Origin of the sequence: Burkholderia latens (assembly GCF_001718795.1) — a bacterium.
GTDB lineage: Bacteria > Pseudomonadota > Gammaproteobacteria > Burkholderiales > Burkholderiaceae > Burkholderia > Burkholderia latens_A.
Map to the genome: position 1 here is coordinate 1191907 of NZ_CP013435.1, position 15814 is coordinate 1207720.

The 15814-nt window shown below is 68.1% G+C and carries 13 protein-coding genes; 9 read left to right on the forward strand and 4 right to left on the reverse strand.

The window, feature by feature from the left end; translation table 11 throughout:
• Positions 1–68: 68 nt before the first annotated feature.
• The 7 genes from WK25_RS05635 (at position 69) to WK25_RS05665 (ending at position 8459) form a co-directional block, all read left to right on the forward strand.
• On the forward strand, positions 69–1301 hold the full coding sequence (locus WK25_RS05635; protein WP_069241147.1) for an aspartate aminotransferase family protein: 1233 nt from the start codon (positions 69–71) through the stop codon (positions 1299–1301).
• A 31-nt stretch (positions 1302–1332) separates the two neighbouring features.
• The gene (gene aruF, locus WK25_RS05640) at positions 1333–2385 is read left to right on the forward strand and encodes an arginine/ornithine succinyltransferase subunit alpha (protein ID WP_059543746.1); all 1053 of its coding nucleotides are present in this window, start codon (positions 1333–1335) and stop codon (positions 2383–2385) included.
• Entirely contained in the window at positions 2382–3428 is a 1047-nt protein-coding gene (gene astA / locus WK25_RS05645) for an arginine N-succinyltransferase (RefSeq protein WP_059543744.1), read from the forward strand. Before aruF ends, astA begins: the two co-directional genes overlap by 4 nt.
• A 7-nt stretch (positions 3429–3435) precedes the next feature.
• On the forward strand, positions 3436–4899 hold the full coding sequence (gene astD, locus WK25_RS05650) for a succinylglutamate-semialdehyde dehydrogenase (RefSeq protein WP_040143810.1): 1464 nt from the start codon (positions 3436–3438) through the stop codon (positions 4897–4899).
• Positions 4900–4913: 14 nt separating this feature from the next.
• A complete protein-coding gene (gene astB / locus WK25_RS05655; protein ID WP_040143811.1) occupies positions 4914–6254 on the forward strand; it encodes an N-succinylarginine dihydrolase in 1341 nt (446 codons plus the stop codon).
• Between the two features lie 7 nt (positions 6255–6261).
• Entirely contained in the window at positions 6262–7311 is a 1050-nt protein-coding gene (gene astE / locus WK25_RS05660) for a succinylglutamate desuccinylase (protein WP_069241148.1), read from the forward strand.
• Between the two features lie 353 nt (positions 7312–7664).
• Positions 7665–8459 (forward strand): ABC transporter substrate-binding protein, encoded by a 795-nt coding sequence (locus tag WK25_RS05665; RefSeq protein ID WP_059543741.1) that lies wholly within the window; start codon positions 7665–7667, stop codon positions 8457–8459.
• A gap of 106 nt (positions 8460–8565) precedes the next feature.
• Here the strand turns inward: WK25_RS05665 and WK25_RS05670 are convergent, their stop codons facing one another.
• Both WK25_RS05670 and cdpA read right to left on the reverse strand, forming a co-directional pair.
• Positions 8566–10086 (reverse strand): HDOD domain-containing protein, encoded by a 1521-nt coding sequence (locus tag WK25_RS05670; protein WP_040143814.1) that lies wholly within the window; start codon positions 10084–10086, stop codon positions 8566–8568.
• A 27-nt stretch (positions 10087–10113) separates the two neighbouring features.
• The gene (gene cdpA / locus WK25_RS05675) at positions 10114–11853 is read right to left on the reverse strand and encodes a cyclic di-GMP phosphodiesterase CdpA (RefSeq protein ID WP_197416224.1); all 1740 of its coding nucleotides are present in this window, start codon (positions 11851–11853) and stop codon (positions 10114–10116) included.
• Positions 11854–12132: 279 nt separating this feature from the next.
• Here cdpA and WK25_RS05680 point away from each other — a divergent pair, with 279 nt between their 5' ends.
• Positions 12133–12684 carry a peroxiredoxin gene (locus WK25_RS05680; protein WP_069241149.1) on the forward strand — a complete coding sequence of 184 codons (552 nt, stop codon included), beginning with the start codon at positions 12133–12135 and terminating at the stop codon, positions 12682–12684.
• Positions 12685–12773: 89 nt separating this feature from the next.
• Here WK25_RS05680 and WK25_RS05685 read toward each other — a convergent pair whose 3' ends face one another.
• Positions 12774–13400, reverse strand: coding sequence for an SDR family oxidoreductase (locus WK25_RS05685; protein WP_040143817.1), 627 nt, complete (start codon positions 13398–13400; stop codon positions 12774–12776).
• Between the two features lie 261 nt (positions 13401–13661).
• On the opposite strand from WK25_RS05685, the gene WK25_RS05690 reads away from it, so the two are divergent.
• Positions 13662–15116: an NYN domain-containing protein gene (locus WK25_RS05690; RefSeq protein WP_069241150.1), complete on the forward strand. Its 1455-nt coding sequence runs from the start codon at positions 13662–13664 to the stop codon at positions 15114–15116.
• 238 nt (positions 15117–15354) lie between these two features.
• On the opposite strand, the gene WK25_RS05695 is transcribed toward WK25_RS05690, so the two are convergent.
• Positions 15355–15738 carry a VOC family protein gene (locus WK25_RS05695; protein ID WP_069241151.1) on the reverse strand — a complete coding sequence of 128 codons (384 nt, stop codon included), beginning with the start codon at positions 15736–15738 and terminating at the stop codon, positions 15355–15357.
• Positions 15739–15814 lie beyond the last annotated feature (76 nt).

Below are 15814 nucleotides of genomic sequence, written 5' to 3' on the forward strand. Positions count from 1 at the left end.
GACGCTTGCGTCACCCTTACCTAAACTTGATCCTGTTGAACCCTCTTACGAAACCGAAAGGAACGACCATGACGACCTCGACCGTGACCCGCCAGACATTCGACGAAGTGATGGTGCCGGTATTTTCCCCCGCACCGTTCGTGCCGGACCGCGCAGAGGGTTCCCGCGTGTGGGACACGGCCGGCCGCGAATACGTGGATTTCGCGTGCGGGATCGCGGTCACGTCGCTGGGCCACGGCCACCCGGAACTGCTGAAGGTGCTGGACGAACAAGGCCGCAAGCTCTGGCACATCGGCAACGGCTACACGAACGAGCCGGTGCTGCGCCTCGCGAAGCGCCTCGAAGCGCTGACGTTCGCCGACCGCGCATTCTTCGCGAACTCGGGCGCGGAAGCGAACGAAGCCGCACTGAAGCTCGCACGCCGCGTCGCGTTCGACCGCCACGGCGCAGACAAATACGAGATCGTATCGTTCGTCCAGTCGTTCCACGGCCGCACATTCTTCGCGGTCAGCGTCGGCGGCCAGCCGAAATACTCGGAAGGCTTCGGCCCCGTGCCGGCCGGCATCAAGCACCTGCCGTTCAACGACATCGCAGCCGCAAAAGCCGCGATCGGCCCGAAGACCTGCGCCGTGATCGTCGAGCCGGTGCAGGGCGAGGGCGGCGTGATTCCCGCCGATCCGGCCTTCCTCAAGGCACTGCGGGAAGCATGCGATGCAAACGACGCACTGCTGATCTTCGACGAAGTGCAAACGGGCGTCGGCCGCACGGGCCACTTCTACGCATACATGGACACGGGCGTCACGCCGGACATCCTGACGACCGCCAAGGCGCTCGGCAACGGCTTCCCGATCGGCGCGATGCTGACGACGAACGAACTCGCCGCGCACTTCAAGGTCGGCGTGCACGGCACGACCTACGGCGGCAACCCGCTCGCGTCGGCGATCGCCGACAAGGTCGTCGAACTGATCGCCGACCCGGCACTGCTCGGAGGCGTACGCGAACGCAGCGTGCGGCTGAAGGGCGCACTGGAACGCATCAACGCACGCTTCGGCATCTTCAAGGACATCCGCGGCAAGGGCCTGCTGGTCGGCGCGGAACTCACCGCCGCATTCGACGGCCGCGCGAAGGACTTCGTCACGGCCGCCGCGGAAAACGGCCTGATCATGCTGATCGCCGGCCCCAACGTGCTGCGTTTCGTCCCGTCGCTCGTGATCCCGTTCGACCTGCTCGACGAAGGCGTGAAGCGCTTCGAGAAGGCAGTCGAGCAGGTGCTCGCGGCCCAGGAAGCCACCGCGCGCTGATCGGCGCACCCCATCGCAGACAGGAACGACGATGCTATTTGTTCGCCCCGGCAAACTCACGGATCTCGATGCGCTCGCGCACATGGCGCGCACCGCGCAGCCCGTCCTGCACTCGCTGCCGCACGACCGCGCGGCGCTCGAAGCGCGCGTCGCGCTGTCCGAGGATTCGTTTCGCGCGGACGTCGACTTCCCCGGCGAAGAGTTCTACCTCTTCGTGCTCGAGGATTCGTCGACCGGCAAGCTGCTCGGCACGGCGAGCATCGTGGCCGCGGCCGGCTACTCGGAACCGTTCTACGCGTTTCGCAACGACGCGCTGATCCACGCGTCGCGCGAGCTGCACGTGAACCGCAAGATCCACGCGCTCACGATGTCGCACGAGCTGACCGGCAAGAGCCGGCTCGCCGGCTTCTACGTCGACCCGTCGCTGCGCGGCGACGCGGCCGCGCACCTGATCTCGCGCGCGCGGATGATGTATATCGCCGCGAACCGCCGCCGCTTCACGCCGGAAGTCTTCACGCTGCTGCTCGGCGTAAGCGACGACACGGGCGCGTCGCCGTTCTGGGAAGCAGTGGGCCGCAAGTTCTTCGGCCGCGATTTCACCGACGTCGACATCGCGTCGGGCGGCCGCAGCCGCACATTCATCGCGGAAGTGATGCCCGCGTACCCGCTGTACGTGCCGCTGTTGCCGGAAGCTGCGCAGCGCGTACTCGGCGAGCCGAACGAAACGGCACTGCTCGCGTACGACATCCACCTCGAGGAAGGCTTCGAGCCGGACCGCTTCGTCGACATCTTCGACGCGGGTCCGGTGCTGACCGCACAGGTCGACCGCACCGCATGCGTGAAGCACGGCGCGGAGCGCACGGTGCGCGAAGCGGCGCGTCAGCAGGGCGACGTCGCGTACATGGTGTCGACGGGCAGCGGCGAATCGTTTCGCTGCGTGCTGGCCGATCTGCCGGGCGACACGCACGAGGCGCCGCTCGACGGCGACGTGCGCGCGGCGCTCGATGTGAAGGATGGCGATGTCGTGCGCTGCGTGCCGCTGCATCGCCGCGACGATGAAGAATTGAAGGGGGACGCAGCATGATCGTCGTTCGGGTCGTACAAACGGGCGACGTCGACGCGCTCGTGTCGCTCGCGCAGGAAACCGGGCCGGGCCTGACCACGTTCAAGCCCGATCGCGACGCGCTTGCCGCACGCATCGAACGCGCGCGCCGCACGCTCGACGGCAACGCCGCGCCCGGCGAAGCCGGCTACTTCTTCGTGATGGAAGACTCGAAGACGGGCGACATCGCCGGCGTGTGCGGAATCGAGACGCAGGTCGGCCTCGAGCAACCGTTCTACAACTATCGCGTGAGCACGGTCGTGCACGCGAGCCAGGAGCTCGGCGTGTGGACGCGCATGTCCGCGCTGAACATCTCGCACGACCTTACGGGCTACGCGGAAGTGTGCTCGCTGTTCCTGAGCCCGCGCTATCGAACGGGCGGCGTCGGCGGCTTGCTGTCGCGCTCGCGCTTCATGTTCATCGCGCAATTCCGCGACCGCTTCCCGGAGCGCATCTGCGCGGAACTGCGCGGCCACTTCGACGAGGACGGCACGTCGCCGTTCTGGCGCGCAGTCGGTTCGCACTTCTATCAGATCGATTTCAACGCGGCGGACTACCTGAGCTCGCACGGCCGCAAGTCGTTCCTCGCGGAACTGATGCCGCGCTATCCGGTGTACGTCGACCTGCTGCCGCAGGACGCGCAGGATGCAGTCGGCCTCACGCACCGCGATACGCTGCCGGCCCGCAAGATGCTCGAAGCCGAAGGGCTGCGCTACCAGAACCACGTCGACATCTTCGACGCGGGCCCGGTGCTCGAATGCCACATCAACGACCTGCGCACGGTCCGCGAAAGCGTCGTCGTGCCGGTCGCGATCGGCGTGCCGGTTGCAAGCGAAGACGCGCGCGGCAGCCATGCGCCGACGTCGCTCGTGTCGAACACGTCGCTCAACGATTTCCGCGTCGGCGTCGCACCGGGCGTGGTCGCGAATGGCGCGTTCGTGCTGTCGGCCGACGATGCCGCCGCGCTCGACGTGAAGGCCGGCGATCCGGTCCGCGTGCTGCCGCTCAAAGTCAAACAGGGATAAACGAATCATGACGGAACTCTTCATCGACGGCGCGTGGGTCGCAGGCTCGGGCCCCGTCTTCGCTTCGCGCAACCCGGGCACCGACGCGATCGCATGGCAGGGCGCGAGCGCGTCCGCGGCCGACGTCGACCGCGCGGTCGCGAGCGCACGCCGCGCGTTTGCCGGCTGGTCGGCGCTCGACTTCGAAGCACGCTGCGAGATCGTCAAGCGCTTCGCGGCGCTGCTCACCGAACGCAAGGAAGCGATCGCAACCGCGATCGGCCGCGAGACCGGCAAGCCGCTGTGGGAAGCCCGCACGGAAGTCGCGGCGATGGCCGCGAAGGTCGGGATCTCGATCCAGGCGTACCAGGAGCGCACCGGCGAGAAGCGTCAGGACATGGCCGACGGCGTCGCGGTGCTGCGCCATCGCCCGCACGGCGTCGTCGCGGTGTTCGGCCCGTACAACTTCCCCGGCCATTTGCCGAACGGGCATATCGTGCCGGCGCTGATCGCGGGCAACACGGTCGTGTTCAAGCCGTCGGAGCTTGCGCCGGGCGTCGCGCGCGCAACGGTCGAAGTGTGGCACGACGCCGGGTTGCCGGCCGGCGTGCTGAACCTCGTGCAGGGCGAGAAGGACACCGGCATCGCGCTCGCGAATCACCGCCAGATCGACGGCCTGTTCTTCACCGGCAGCTCGGACACCGGCACGCTGCTGCACAAGCAGTTCGGCGGCCGTCCGGAAATCGTGCTCGCGCTCGAAATGGGCGGCAACAACCCGCTCGTGATCGGCGAAGTCGAGGACATCGACGCGGCCGTACATCACACGATCCAGTCGGCGTTCCTGTCGGCCGGCCAGCGCTGCACGTGCGCACGCCGCATCTTCGTGCCGCACGGCGCGTTCGGCGACCGCTTCCTCGCGCGCTTCGCCGACGTCACGTCGAAAATCACGGCCGACGTGTTCGACGCCGATCCGCAGCCGTTCATGGGCGCGGTGATCTCGGCGCGCGCGGCGGCGAAGCTCGTCGATGCGCAGTCGCGCCTGATCGAGCACGGCGCGAAACCGATCATCGCGATGACGCAGCGCGATCCGCGCCTCGGCTTCGTGAACGCGTCGATCATCGACGTGACCGGCGTCGCGAACCTGCCGGACGAAGAGCACTTCGGCCCGCTCGCGCAGATCGTCCGCTACGCGACGTTCGACGAAGCGATCGAGCGCGCGAACGACACCGCGTTCGGCCTGTCCGCCGGCCTGCTCGCCGACGACGCACACGCATGGGCGCACTTCCGCCGCACGATCCGCGCGGGGATCGTCAACTGGAACCGCCCGACCAACGGCGCATCGTCGGCCGCGCCGTTCGGCGGCACGGGCCGCTCGGGCAACCATCGGCCGAGCGCGTACTACGCGGCCGACTACTGCGCGTATCCGATGGCGTCGGTGGAAAGCGCGCAACTTACCTTGCCCGCGAGCCTGTCGCCGGGCCTGCATTTCTGATCGAGGGAACGACGATGAACGCACAAGAAGCCAATTTCGACGGACTCGTCGGCCCGACCCACAACTACGCCGGGCTGTCGTTCGGCAACGTGGCGTCGCTGAACAACGAGAAGTCGGCCGCGAATCCGAAGGCGGCCGCGAAACAGGGGCTGCGCAAGATGAAGCAGCTCGCGGATCTCGGCTTCGCGCAAGGCGTGCTGCCGCCGCAGGAGCGACCGTCGCTGCGCCTGTTGCGCGAGCTCGGCTTCTCCGGCAAGGACGCGGACGTGATCGCGAAGGCCGCGAAGCAGGCGCCCGAACTGCTCGCCGCCGCGAGCTCGGCGTCGGCGATGTGGACCGCGAACGCGGCGACCGTCAGCCCGTCGGCCGACACCAGCGACGGCCGCGTGCATTTCACGCCGGCCAACCTGTGCAGCAAGCTGCATCGTGCGATCGAGCATGAAGCGACGCGCCGCACGCTGTCGACGTTGTTCGCGGACCCCGCGCGTTTCGCGGTGCACGACGCGCTGACGGGCACGCCGGCGCTCGGCGACGAAGGCGCGGCGAACCACACGCGCTTTTGCGCCGAATACGGCAAGCCGGGCGTCGAATTCTTCGTGTACGGCCGCGCCGAATACCGCCGCGGGCCGGAGCCGAAGCGCTTCCCCGCGCGCCAGACGTTCGAGGCGAGCCGCGCGGTCGCACATCGCCACGGGCTCGCGGAAGAAGCGACGGTCTATGCGCAGCAGGATCCGGACGTGATCGATGCGGGCGTGTTCCACAACGACGTGATCTCGGTCGGCAACCGCGACACGCTGTTCACGCACGAGCGTGCGTTCGTCAACAAGCAGGCAATCTACGACACGCTGACGGCCGCGCTCGATGCGCGCGGCGCGCGGCTGAACGTGATCGAGGTGCCCGATGCGGCGGTGAGCGTGAACGACGCCGTCACGTCCTATCTGTTCAACAGCCAGCTGCTGTCGCGCGCGGACGGCTCGCAGGTGCTCGTCGTGCCGCAGGAGTGCCGCGAGAACGCGAACGTCGCCGCTTATCTCGACCGGCTCGCGGCCGGCAACGGCCCGATTCGCGACGTACTTGTGTTCGACCTGCGCGAAAGCATGAAGAACGGCGGCGGCCCCGCGTGCCTGCGCCTGCGCGTCGTGCTGAACGACGCCGAGCGTGCGGCCGTCACGTCGAACGTGTGGATCAACGACACGCTGTTCGCGTCGCTCGACGCGTGGATCGACAAGCACTACCGCGATCGTCTCGCGCCGGAAGACCTCGCCGATCCGGCACTGCTCGAAGAATCGCGCACGGCCCTCGACGAGCTCACGCAGATCCTGCGCGTGGGATCGCTGTATGACTTCCAGCGCTGAGTCGCGCATGCCGGCGGCCGCGCTGCTCGACGACTTCCTCGCGTTCACGCTCGCGGGCGATGCGCCGGCCGTCACGGACGGCGCGTGTGCGAACGGCGCGGTACGCTGGCAATGGCGCGGCGACGGGCTGCTCGCGCTCGAGCCGGGTGCGCGCGATACCGGTGACGCCGCGCGTGCGAGCGTGCTCGTGTCGGCCGGCGTGCACGGCGACGAGACCGCGCCGATCGAACTGCTGTCGATGCTCGTGCACGACATCGCCGCCGGCACGTTGCCGCTCGCGTGCCGGCTGCTCGTCGTGCTCGGCAACGTGCCGGCGATGCGTGCGGACACACGCTATCTCGACGACGACCTGAACCGGCTGTTCGGCGGCCGTCACGCGCAGGTGCCGGCGAGCCGCGAAGCGCCGCGCGCCGCGCAGCTCGAAGACGCGGCCGCCGCATTCTTCGCGGCGGCGCCGGCGGGCAGCGCGCGCTGGCACATCGACATGCACACGGCGATTCGCGCATCGGTGTTCGAGCAATTCGCGCTGCTGCCCCACACGGGCTCGCCGCCGACGCGCGCAATGGTCGAATGGCTCGGCGATGCGCGCATCGCCGCCGTGCTGCTGCATACCGCGAAGGGCAACACGTACTCGCATTTCACGGCCGAGCACTGCGGCGCGCTTGCATGCACGCTCGAACTCGGCAAGGTTCGGCCGTTCGGCCAGAACGACCTCAGCCGGTTCGCGCCGGCCGATCGTGCGGTGCGCAAGCTCGTGTCGGGCAACCGGGGTGACGCCGCCGAAGAGGGCGACCGTCCGCCGTTGCCGCGCGTGTTTACCGTGATCGATCAGATCACGAAGCGCAGCGATGCGCTCGAGCTGTTCGTCGCCGCCGACGTCGCGAACTTCACGGCGTTCCCGCGCGGCACCGTGCTCGCGCAAGACGGCGAGTATCGCTACACGGTCAAGCACGACGAGGAGCGGATCGTCTTTCCGAATCCGGCCGTAAAGCCGGGGTTGCGCGCGGGCCTGCTCGTCGTCGACACGACGCGCGACACGCTCGCCGCGCTCGTCTGAACGTGGCCGCTCGCGCGCGGCCGCGGCGGCCCGCAGCCCGCGCAGCGCGTCCCCGATGTTCGTGTTCGCGGGGAGCGCGGCCGCCACGCCGGCAGCTTATACGGCGCGCTTGCGTATTTGCGACATCGTCTTGCAAGTTCGCCGAGCGCGGCCGGTGACGCCGGCACCCGCAGCGCACCATCGGAGGCCGGCCGCCGCTTTCCCATGCCGGGCCGCGCGGATTGGTACAATCGCGGCCTTGCGGCTGTTGCGCCGCATCAAGGCGCGGCATCGCGATTGCGGGTGTCATTCGACCCTGCAATGATGCATGCGCCCGTAGTTCCGGAACATTCGAGTATCGAGGAGAACACCTGATGAAGTTGGATTGGCGTAAAGTGGCCGCGCACGCGGTAGTGGCGGCATCGGCCGTGGCGGCAGGCAGCGCGATGGCAGCGGATCTGAAGGAGCTCCGCTTCGGCGTCGAGGCCTCGTACGCGCCGTTCGAATACAAGACGCCCGACGGCAAGCTGACCGGCTTCGACATCGACATCGGCAACGCGGTGTGCGCGAAGCTGAAGACGAAGTGCGTGTGGGTCGAGAACGATTTCGACGGCCTGATCCCCGCGCTGCAGGCGCGCAAGTTCGACGCGATCAACTCGGACATGACGATCACCGACCAGCGCAAGCACGCGATCGCATTCACCGATCCGATCTACACGATCCCGAACCAGCTGATCGCCAAGCAGGGCAGCGGCCTGCTGCCGACGCCGCAATCGCTGAAGGGCAAGCGCGTCGGCGTGCTGCAGGGCACGATCCAGGAAGCGTACGCGAAGAAGAAGTGGGCGCCGGCCGGCGTCGAAGTCGTGCCGTACCAGACGCAGGATCTCGCGTATGCCGACCTGAAGTCGGGCCGTCTCGACGCGACGTTCCAGGATTCGGAAGCGGGCTCGAAGGGGTTCCTGTCGAAGCCGCAAGGCCAGGGCTTCGGCTTTGCCGGCGGCACGGTCAGCGATGCCGAGATCCTCGGCTCGGGCGTCGGCTTCGGCCTGCGCAAGAACGACGCGGCGTTGAAGACCGCGCTCGATCAGGCGTTGAAGGATCTGAAGGCGGACGGCACGATCGACGCCCTCGCGAAGAAGTACTTCAGCGTGCCGGTCACGCTCAAGTAAGCGTTTCGATCCTTCGTACGATGCAGCCGGCCGCCTTCGCGGCCGGTTTGCTTTGGGGCCGCGGATGTTCGGCGTGCGCCGGCCGGCGGGCGGGCCGCCACGCGCATTACGCCGGTTGCGCGGGGAAGAACCGTCCGAGTTCGCGCGCGAGTTCGTTGAGCACGCTCATCTCCTGCTGCGTGATCTTGCGCGCGGGCTGCGCGCCGGCCCAGTCGCCGTACAGCAGCGCGACGGTCGACGTGCCTGCCCGCACCGGCAGCAGCACGAACGCGCGCGTATCGGGCAGCGCTTCGAGATACCACGCGGGCAGCCGTTTGACCATCTTCGGGTCCTGCGCCTGCTCGATGAAAATGCCGACCGAGTTCGTGATCGCGAGATGGAACACGTCCGGCTCGAAGCGCTCGTCGAACGCGAGCCGGTCGAGCGCCGCGTCGACGTCCGGCCCGAAGCCGAGACGCGCGGCGAACGTGCCGTCGCCGCGGCGCACGAACATCACGGTACGCGTGAACGCGAGGCCCGCGAGCAGGCTCTCCGACGCAAGCGCGAGCACCGGTGTCAGCACGTGCTCGGACGGCAGCGCGCGCAGGTCGGCGAGGCCGGCTTCGAGGCACGCCTCGGGTTCGGTCTGCGCGCGCGCGATCGCGTCCGCGTTCGCGCGCAGTTCGACGATCTCGCGCATCACGGTGTCGCTGGCTTCCTCGCGTGCGAGCCGATTCGCGATTTCGACCAGTTCGTCGGCCTCGATCTCCAGCTCCGCGCCGTAATGCTGTGCGAGCGCCGCGATGTGCGCGTCGCGCTGCGGGCTCTCCGGCATCGTCAGCGCGCCCGCGACATCGGTCGAGCAGCGGCTCACGGCACGCAGCCAGTGCACTCGCTCGGAGCTGTCGTCGGCGTGTGCGTCACGCGGCCGCCGGGGATCGTCGCGATCGTCGTCGTCGTCCGCGCCGCCAGCGTCCGCCCGGCGGTCGTTGCCGTCCGACATCCCCGCGCGGATCACGTCCGGCAGCCGCCAGCTCGCGGCGGCCTCGACACCGATCTCTTCGAAGCTGACGCCCAGCACGTCGACGCACGCGGCCGCATCGTCGCCGTCCAGCTCGGCTGCGCGGCGGCGGATCCGGTCCCATTCGCTGTCGAGATAACAGACGACGAGCAGCTTGCCGACCTGGCGCATCAGCGTGCAAACGACGGCTTCCTCACCGCCGCGCAGCTCCGCGTGCTCGGTCAGCTTGCGCGCGACGCAGCCGGACAGCAGCGCGCGATTCAGCTCCAGTTTCGCGTCGATGCGGCGCGGCGTGCTCTGGTGGAAATGGTCGACCAGCTTCAGCCCGACGACGAGATGGCCGACGGTGTCCATGCCGAGCACCATCAGCGCGCGCGTGACCGTCGTGATGTTGCCGCCGAACGCCATGTACATCGCGGAATTCGCGAGCCGCAGCACTTTCTGCGTGAGCGCGAAATCGGACAGCACGACGCGCACGAGCGCGGTGAAGTCGAGATCGTCGTTCTTCATCGCGGCCATCGTTGCGCGCAGCGATTCCGACAGCAGCGGGAAGTCGCCCCGTTCGTTCATCCGGGCCCACAGCTTGTCGAGCAGCGCCGTGCGGGGCAGGTGTGCGGTGATTGACATACGGATTCGTCCGGTTCGCCGTGCGCGTCAGGCGGCGTGCAGGCGCAGTTGCTGCGCTTCGAAGCGCCGTGCGAGCTCTTCGGAAGGCAGCGCCTGGCAGACGAGCCAGCCCTGGATGTGATTGCAGCCCATCTCCGTCAGTAGCTCGCGTTGCGCTTCCGTCTCGACGCCTTCCGCGACGAGCTCGAGGTCGAGCGTCTGCGCGAGGCCGACCACGGCCGATACGATCGCGCGGTCGTTGCGCGACGTCAGCAGATTCTCGACGAAGCTGCGATCGATCTTCAGCTTCGCGAGCGGGAAGCGCTGCAGATAAGCGAGGCTCGAATAGCCGGTGCCGAAATCGTCGATCGCGAAACGGATGCCGAGCTCGGTCAATTCCTCGAGCAGCGCCTTGGCTTGCGCGGGATCATGCATCAGCAGGCTTTCGGTGATTTCGAGCACGATGCGGCGCGGGTCGATGCCCGTCAGCGCGATCGCCTCGCGCACGCTCTGCGTGAAGCGCGGGTCGCGAAACTGCTGCGGCGACACGTTGACGGCCACGTACTGCAGCGCGAGCCCCTGGCTGTCCCACGCGACGAGCTGCATGCACGCGGCCTTGAGCACCCAGTTGCCGAGGTAGTTGATCAAGCCGATCGATTCGGCGAGCGGTATGAAAGTGGCCGGCGGAACGAGCCCGTGCACCGGATGACGCCAGCGGATCAGTGCCTCGACGCCGACCACCGCACCCGACTGGCTGCGCGTGATCGGCTGGAAGTGCAGCGAAAACTCGCCGTTGCGCACGCCGTCGTACAGGTCGGCCTCGAGCTTGAGCCGTTCGGCGTCGGCCGGATCGTCGACCGGCGCATGAAACGCGAGCGCATTGCCGCCCGACGCCTTCGCCTGCGCGAGCGCATGGTCGGCGCGACGCAGCAGCGGGCTGTGATGCTGAGCGCGGTGCGGCGCCGCGCGTTCGTCCGGGTACAGCGCGATGCCGATGCTCGCGGACAAATGGACGGTCTGCCCCTGGTACACGTAAGGTTCGCGCACGGCGGCCTGCAGCCTGCGCGCGAGTGCGTCGGCGGCGTCGCTGGCGCGCGCGCGGTCGGGGGCGGTGAACACGATCGCGAACTTGTCGCTCGCGACACGCGCGAGCTGCTCGTCGGACGTAACCAGCGCCTGCAGCCGCTGCGCGGTCTGGCGCAGCAGCGCATCGCCGGCGTCGTAGCCAAGCGCGCGATTGATGCGCTGGTAGTCGTCGAGGTCGAGCAGCAGCAGCGCGGCGCAGGTGCCGGCCGCGTCGGCGGCCTGCTGCGCACGCATCAGCGCGGGCACAAGCGCGGACAGGTTGTCGAGCCCCGTCATCGGATCGTGGTGCATCTCGTACGTGAGCCGCGCCTCGAGCGCGCGCCACGCGGATACGTCGAACGCGGCGATCGCGAAGCCGTCGACGCCGTGGTGGCGGCTCTTGAACGCACGGATTTCGACATCGAGCGGGTACGTGAGCGACTTGACGATGCACAGCGTCGTCTTCTCGACCTGACCCGAGCGCGCGGCGCGTGCAAGCAAGCCTTCGAGCGCCGCGGTATCCTGTTCCGCGATCAGGTCGCGCAGCGTCAGCGTGTGCAGGTAGTCGCGGTGGTAGCCGATGAAGCGCAGGCTCGCATCGGATACGTACAGGAAGCGCAGCTCGCGGTCGACGTGCGCGAGGAAGTCCACCGTGCCGACCGTCTGTTCCAGCCAGTTCCGCACGGTATCGTCGCGACGCGGCGCGCCGGCGCGCGCAGGCATCAGCGCGCCGCCTGACCAGGCGAAGCGGCGCAGCGTATGCAAGGCGCTGCGCCAGGAGCCCTTGCGTGGCGTCTGTTTCCTGTTGGCTTCCATGTTTCTCGCTGACGATTAGGGCTGGAACCGGTTGTCCGGAAAGATTAACGGCAGCTTGCGCGGAATCTTTAACCGGCCGGCGGCAACGTGGGGCGCTGCCGCCGGCCGGTCATGCATCCCGGTGTTCGACACGCGAACGCCGGTGTGGCCTACTTCGGGCTGACTTTATAAGAAATGAGGACGCAGATGAAGCGAAAACTATGGGCGGGCGCCGCGGCGGCGCTGCTGGTTGCCGGTCATGCAGTGGTTGCACAGGCGCAACTGAAGTCGGGCGATCCGGCGCCCCGGTTCACGACGCAGGCGTCGCTGGGCGGCAAGACCTACACGTACTCGCTCGCCGATGCGCTGAAGCACGGGCCGGTGGTGCTGTATTTCTATCCGGCCGCGTTCACGAAGGGCTGCACGATCGAGGCGCATGCGTTCGCGGATGCGGTCGATCGTTACAAGGCTTACGGGGCGACGGTGATCGGCGTATCGGCCGACAACATCGATACGCTGACGAAGTTCTCGGTGAGCGAGTGCCGCAGCAAGTTCCCGGTCGCGGCCGATCCGGACGCGAAGATCATCCGCGAATACGACGCGAAGCTGCCCGCGCTCGATCGCGCGAACCGCGTGTCGTACGTAATTTCGCCGGAAGGGAAGGTGTTGTACGAATACACGAGCCTGTCGCCGGACAAGCACGTCGAGAACACGCTCGCCGCGGTGAAGGCGTGGGCCGACGCGCATCCGAAGCCGTGAGTCGCGAGCAGTAAGCCTATAGTAAAGCGGCCCGCATCGCGGGCCGCCGGCACGACGAAACGCGCGGCCGCGATAGCCGCGCGCATCGGTCATGCGCGCAACGCCTGTTCGATCGGCACGCTGCCGCCGACGAAGCCGATGACCTTGCGGGAAATGCCGAGCTTGATCGCCTCGATCGCGGCCCACGCGACATCCTGGCGCGACACCGGCGGCGCCGCGTCGAGCCGCTCCTCGGTCAGCGCGATCTTGCCGACGCCCGGGCCGTCCGCGAGCGGGCCGGGCCGCAGGATCACGTAATCGATGCCCGACGCGATCACGCGCTCGTCGCCATCGCGCTTCATCTGCGAATAATGGCGCAGTGCGCCGCTGCGTTCCGGCCAGTAAGCGGTCAGCGAGCTGATCACGACCAGCTTCTGCACGTTGTACGCGAGCGCATGCTCGGCCGCGCGCGCGACCGCGTCGCGGTCGATCTGCTCCTCTTCGGTCGCGCCTTCCGATTCGGCCGAGCCGGCCGCGTAGATCACGTGCGTGACGCCCTGGAACGCGTGCGAGAAATCGCCCGTCAGATCGGCCTCGACGACCTTTGCGCCCGGCAGCGTATAGCCGTGCCGGCGCACCAGCGCAGTGACCTCGAATTCCGGCTGCTTGAGCAGCAGATCCGCGCAGGCCTGGCCCGTGCGGCCGGTCGCGCCAATCAGCAGTACCTTCGTCGTCATGAAACCGCTCCTCGCTCGATGCGTCATCCATCCAGATAGGGACGGACGACCGATACTCAAGTGTATGTCGATTTGGGCCGACGGCGCGCGGGTAATTGGGGCGATACCACTGCGCGCTCGCTGCCACGCGGCGCGGCGCCCCGCCGGCCGCGCCGTCGCATGCGCCGATTGCGGGATCGCTGCGCCGACCGGCTATCATGTGCGCGATGCATTTTTCGCCGCTACGCAATACAACGCGGCGGCCAACCGGTTGGAGTACACATGGCATTACCCCTGGACAACGTCAGCATGGCCGTGTTCTGCGACTTCGAGAACGTCGCGCTCGGCGTGCGTGACGCGAAGTACGAGAAATTCGACATCAAGCCCGTGCTCGAGCGGCTGCTGCTGAAGGGCAGCATCGTCGTGAAGAAGGCCTATTGCGACTGGGATCGCTACAAGGGCTTCAAGGCGGCGATGCACGAAGCGAGCTTCGAGCTGATCGAGATTCCGCACGTGCGTCAGTCGGGCAAGAATTCCGCCGACATCCGGCTCGTCGTCGACGCGCTCGATCTCTGCTACACGAAGTCGCACGTCGACACGTTCGTGATCATCAGCGGCGATTCGGATTTTTCGCCGCTCGTGTCGAAGCTGCGTGAGAACGCGAAGAAGGTGATCGGCGTCGGCGTGAAACAGTCGACGTCGGACCTGCTGGTCGCGAACTGCGACGAATTCATTTTCTACGACGACCTGGTGCGCGAGCAGCAGCGCGCGCTCGCGAAGCGCGAACAGCAGCGCACCGGCAACGGCGGCGCGAAGCGCGCCGACGAGCCGTCGCGCAAGCCTGAACTCGAGGCGCGGCGCAGCGAGGCGATTGCCCTCGCGGTCGAGACGTTCGACGCGCTGGCATCCGAGCGCGACGACGTCGGCAAGATCTGGGCGTCGGTGCTCAAGAGTGCGATCAAGCGCCGCAAGCCGGATTTCAACGAGTCGTATTACGGTTTTCGCGCGTTCGGCAACCTGCTTGACGAAGCGCAGGCGCGCGGCCTGCTCGAAGTGGGGCGCGACGACAAGTCGGGCGCGTTCGTGTCGCGACCGCGGCAGCCGGCCGTGACCGAGCCTGTGGCAGCGGCACGCGACGCCGCGGCCGTGCAACACGGGCACGGCGCACGTCACGCGGAAGCCGCCCACGCGGAGCGCGAGTCGCGCCATCGCGGAAAGCGTGCCGAAACGGCCGCGGAGGAAACGGTGCAGGCCGAGGTAGAAGAGGCCGTCGCCGTGGACGTCGGCGTCGCGAGCGAAGTGCCGGCAGCCACGGCGGACGCGGTCGAAGCGAACGAGCCGCACGGCGACGCAAAGGACGGCCGCAAGCGCGCGCGCAAGAGCGCGGCGAAGAAGGCCGGCGCGAAGAAGGGCGGCGACGCGAAGAGCGGCCGCCAGGCGGCGGCCAAGCCTGACGACAGCGCGCACGGCGGGTCGAAGCACGGCGACGATCCGCACGCGTCAGCCCAGCATGTGGAGGCGACGCATCGCGATGCGGACCATCGGGACGATCGGCGCGGCGCGGAACCGGCGGCTGGCGCGCAGCAGGCGGCCGACGCGGCCCCTGCAGCACCGGTAGCCGAATCCGCCGGCGAAGCAGCGAGCGAACCCGCAACCGACGCCAAACCGAAGAAGCCGGCCCGCAAGACGGCGACCCGCGCGCGCCGCCCACGCAAGACGGCTGCCGCCACCGAGTAAGGTCCGCGCGCCGGGGCGGCGTCCGCCCGACGTCGCCAGCGGCGTTCACGTCATCACACTGGCCAGCGTCCTTTCGATCGCAGCGGGCGCCGCGCTGGTCCGCGGCGCCGCTGACTTCGTGCCATGCACATTCGCACCACCGGCGTGACGCGCCGGAGCGCGAGCGTCACCCCACGCTCTCGTCAGCCGCCAGGTGCGTGCCGGCCGGCGCAGGTTCGACGCCGGCCGGCGCGCGTCGTCACCCGTTCAGCGCGTACGGCTGCGTCATCACTTCGAGGAAGTGTCCGTCCGGATCGTCGAAGTACACGCCGCGCCCGCCGTTGTGGCGGTAGATCTCGCCGGGCTGCCGCTTCGCAGGATCGGCCCAGTGCGGGAGCTCGCGCTCACGAATGCGCGCGTACACGCGATCGAAGGCGGTTTCGTCGATCAGGAACGCGTAGTGCTGCGCGGTGATGTCTCCCCCTTTCTCGTAGAAATCCAGCGAAACGCCGTTGTCGAGCCGAACGACCAGCATCGCGCCGAATGGCGCGGGCGGCGGCAGTTCCAGAAGCTCGGCAAGAAAACGGCTCGACGCGTGCTTGTCGCGGCACCAGACGATCGTATGGTTGAGCTGGACGTTCATGGCGGTTTCCCGCGCGCGGGCGCAAGAATGGACATCGACATACGATAGTCGATCGCGGCGGCTGCGCAAGGATGCA

Bases quoted from the DNA above. Each gene is read 5' to 3' on its own strand.
- WK25_RS05635 (WP_069241147.1), top strand. From the start codon at position 69: ATGACGACCTCGACCGTGACCCGCCAGACATTCGACGAAGTGATGGTG.
- aruF (WP_059543746.1), top strand. From the start codon at position 1,333: ATGCTATTTGTTCGCCCCGGCAAACTCACGGATCTCGATGCGCTCGCG.
- astA (WP_059543744.1), top strand. From the start codon at position 2,382: ATGATCGTCGTTCGGGTCGTACAAACGGGCGACGTCGACGCGCTCGTG.
- astD (WP_040143810.1), top strand. From the start codon at position 3,436: ATGACGGAACTCTTCATCGACGGCGCGTGGGTCGCAGGCTCGGGCCCC.
- astB (WP_040143811.1), top strand. From the start codon at position 4,914: ATGAACGCACAAGAAGCCAATTTCGACGGACTCGTCGGCCCGACCCAC.
- astE (WP_069241148.1), top strand. From the start codon at position 6,262: ATGCCGGCGGCCGCGCTGCTCGACGACTTCCTCGCGTTCACGCTCGCG.
- WK25_RS05665 (WP_059543741.1), top strand. From the start codon at position 7,665: ATGAAGTTGGATTGGCGTAAAGTGGCCGCGCACGCGGTAGTGGCGGCA.
- WK25_RS05670 (WP_040143814.1), bottom strand. From the start codon at position 10,086: ATGTCAATCACCGCACACCTGCCCCGCACGGCGCTGCTCGACAAGCTG.
- cdpA (WP_197416224.1), bottom strand. From the start codon at position 11,853: ATGCCTGCGCGCGCCGGCGCGCCGCGTCGCGACGATACCGTGCGGAAC.
- WK25_RS05680 (WP_069241149.1), top strand. From the start codon at position 12,133: ATGAAGCGAAAACTATGGGCGGGCGCCGCGGCGGCGCTGCTGGTTGCC.
- WK25_RS05685 (WP_040143817.1), bottom strand. From the start codon at position 13,400: ATGACGACGAAGGTACTGCTGATTGGCGCGACCGGCCGCACGGGCCAG.
- WK25_RS05690 (WP_069241150.1), top strand. From the start codon at position 13,662: ATGGCATTACCCCTGGACAACGTCAGCATGGCCGTGTTCTGCGACTTC.
- WK25_RS05695 (WP_069241151.1), bottom strand. From the start codon at position 15,738: ATGAACGTCCAGCTCAACCATACGATCGTCTGGTGCCGCGACAAGCAC.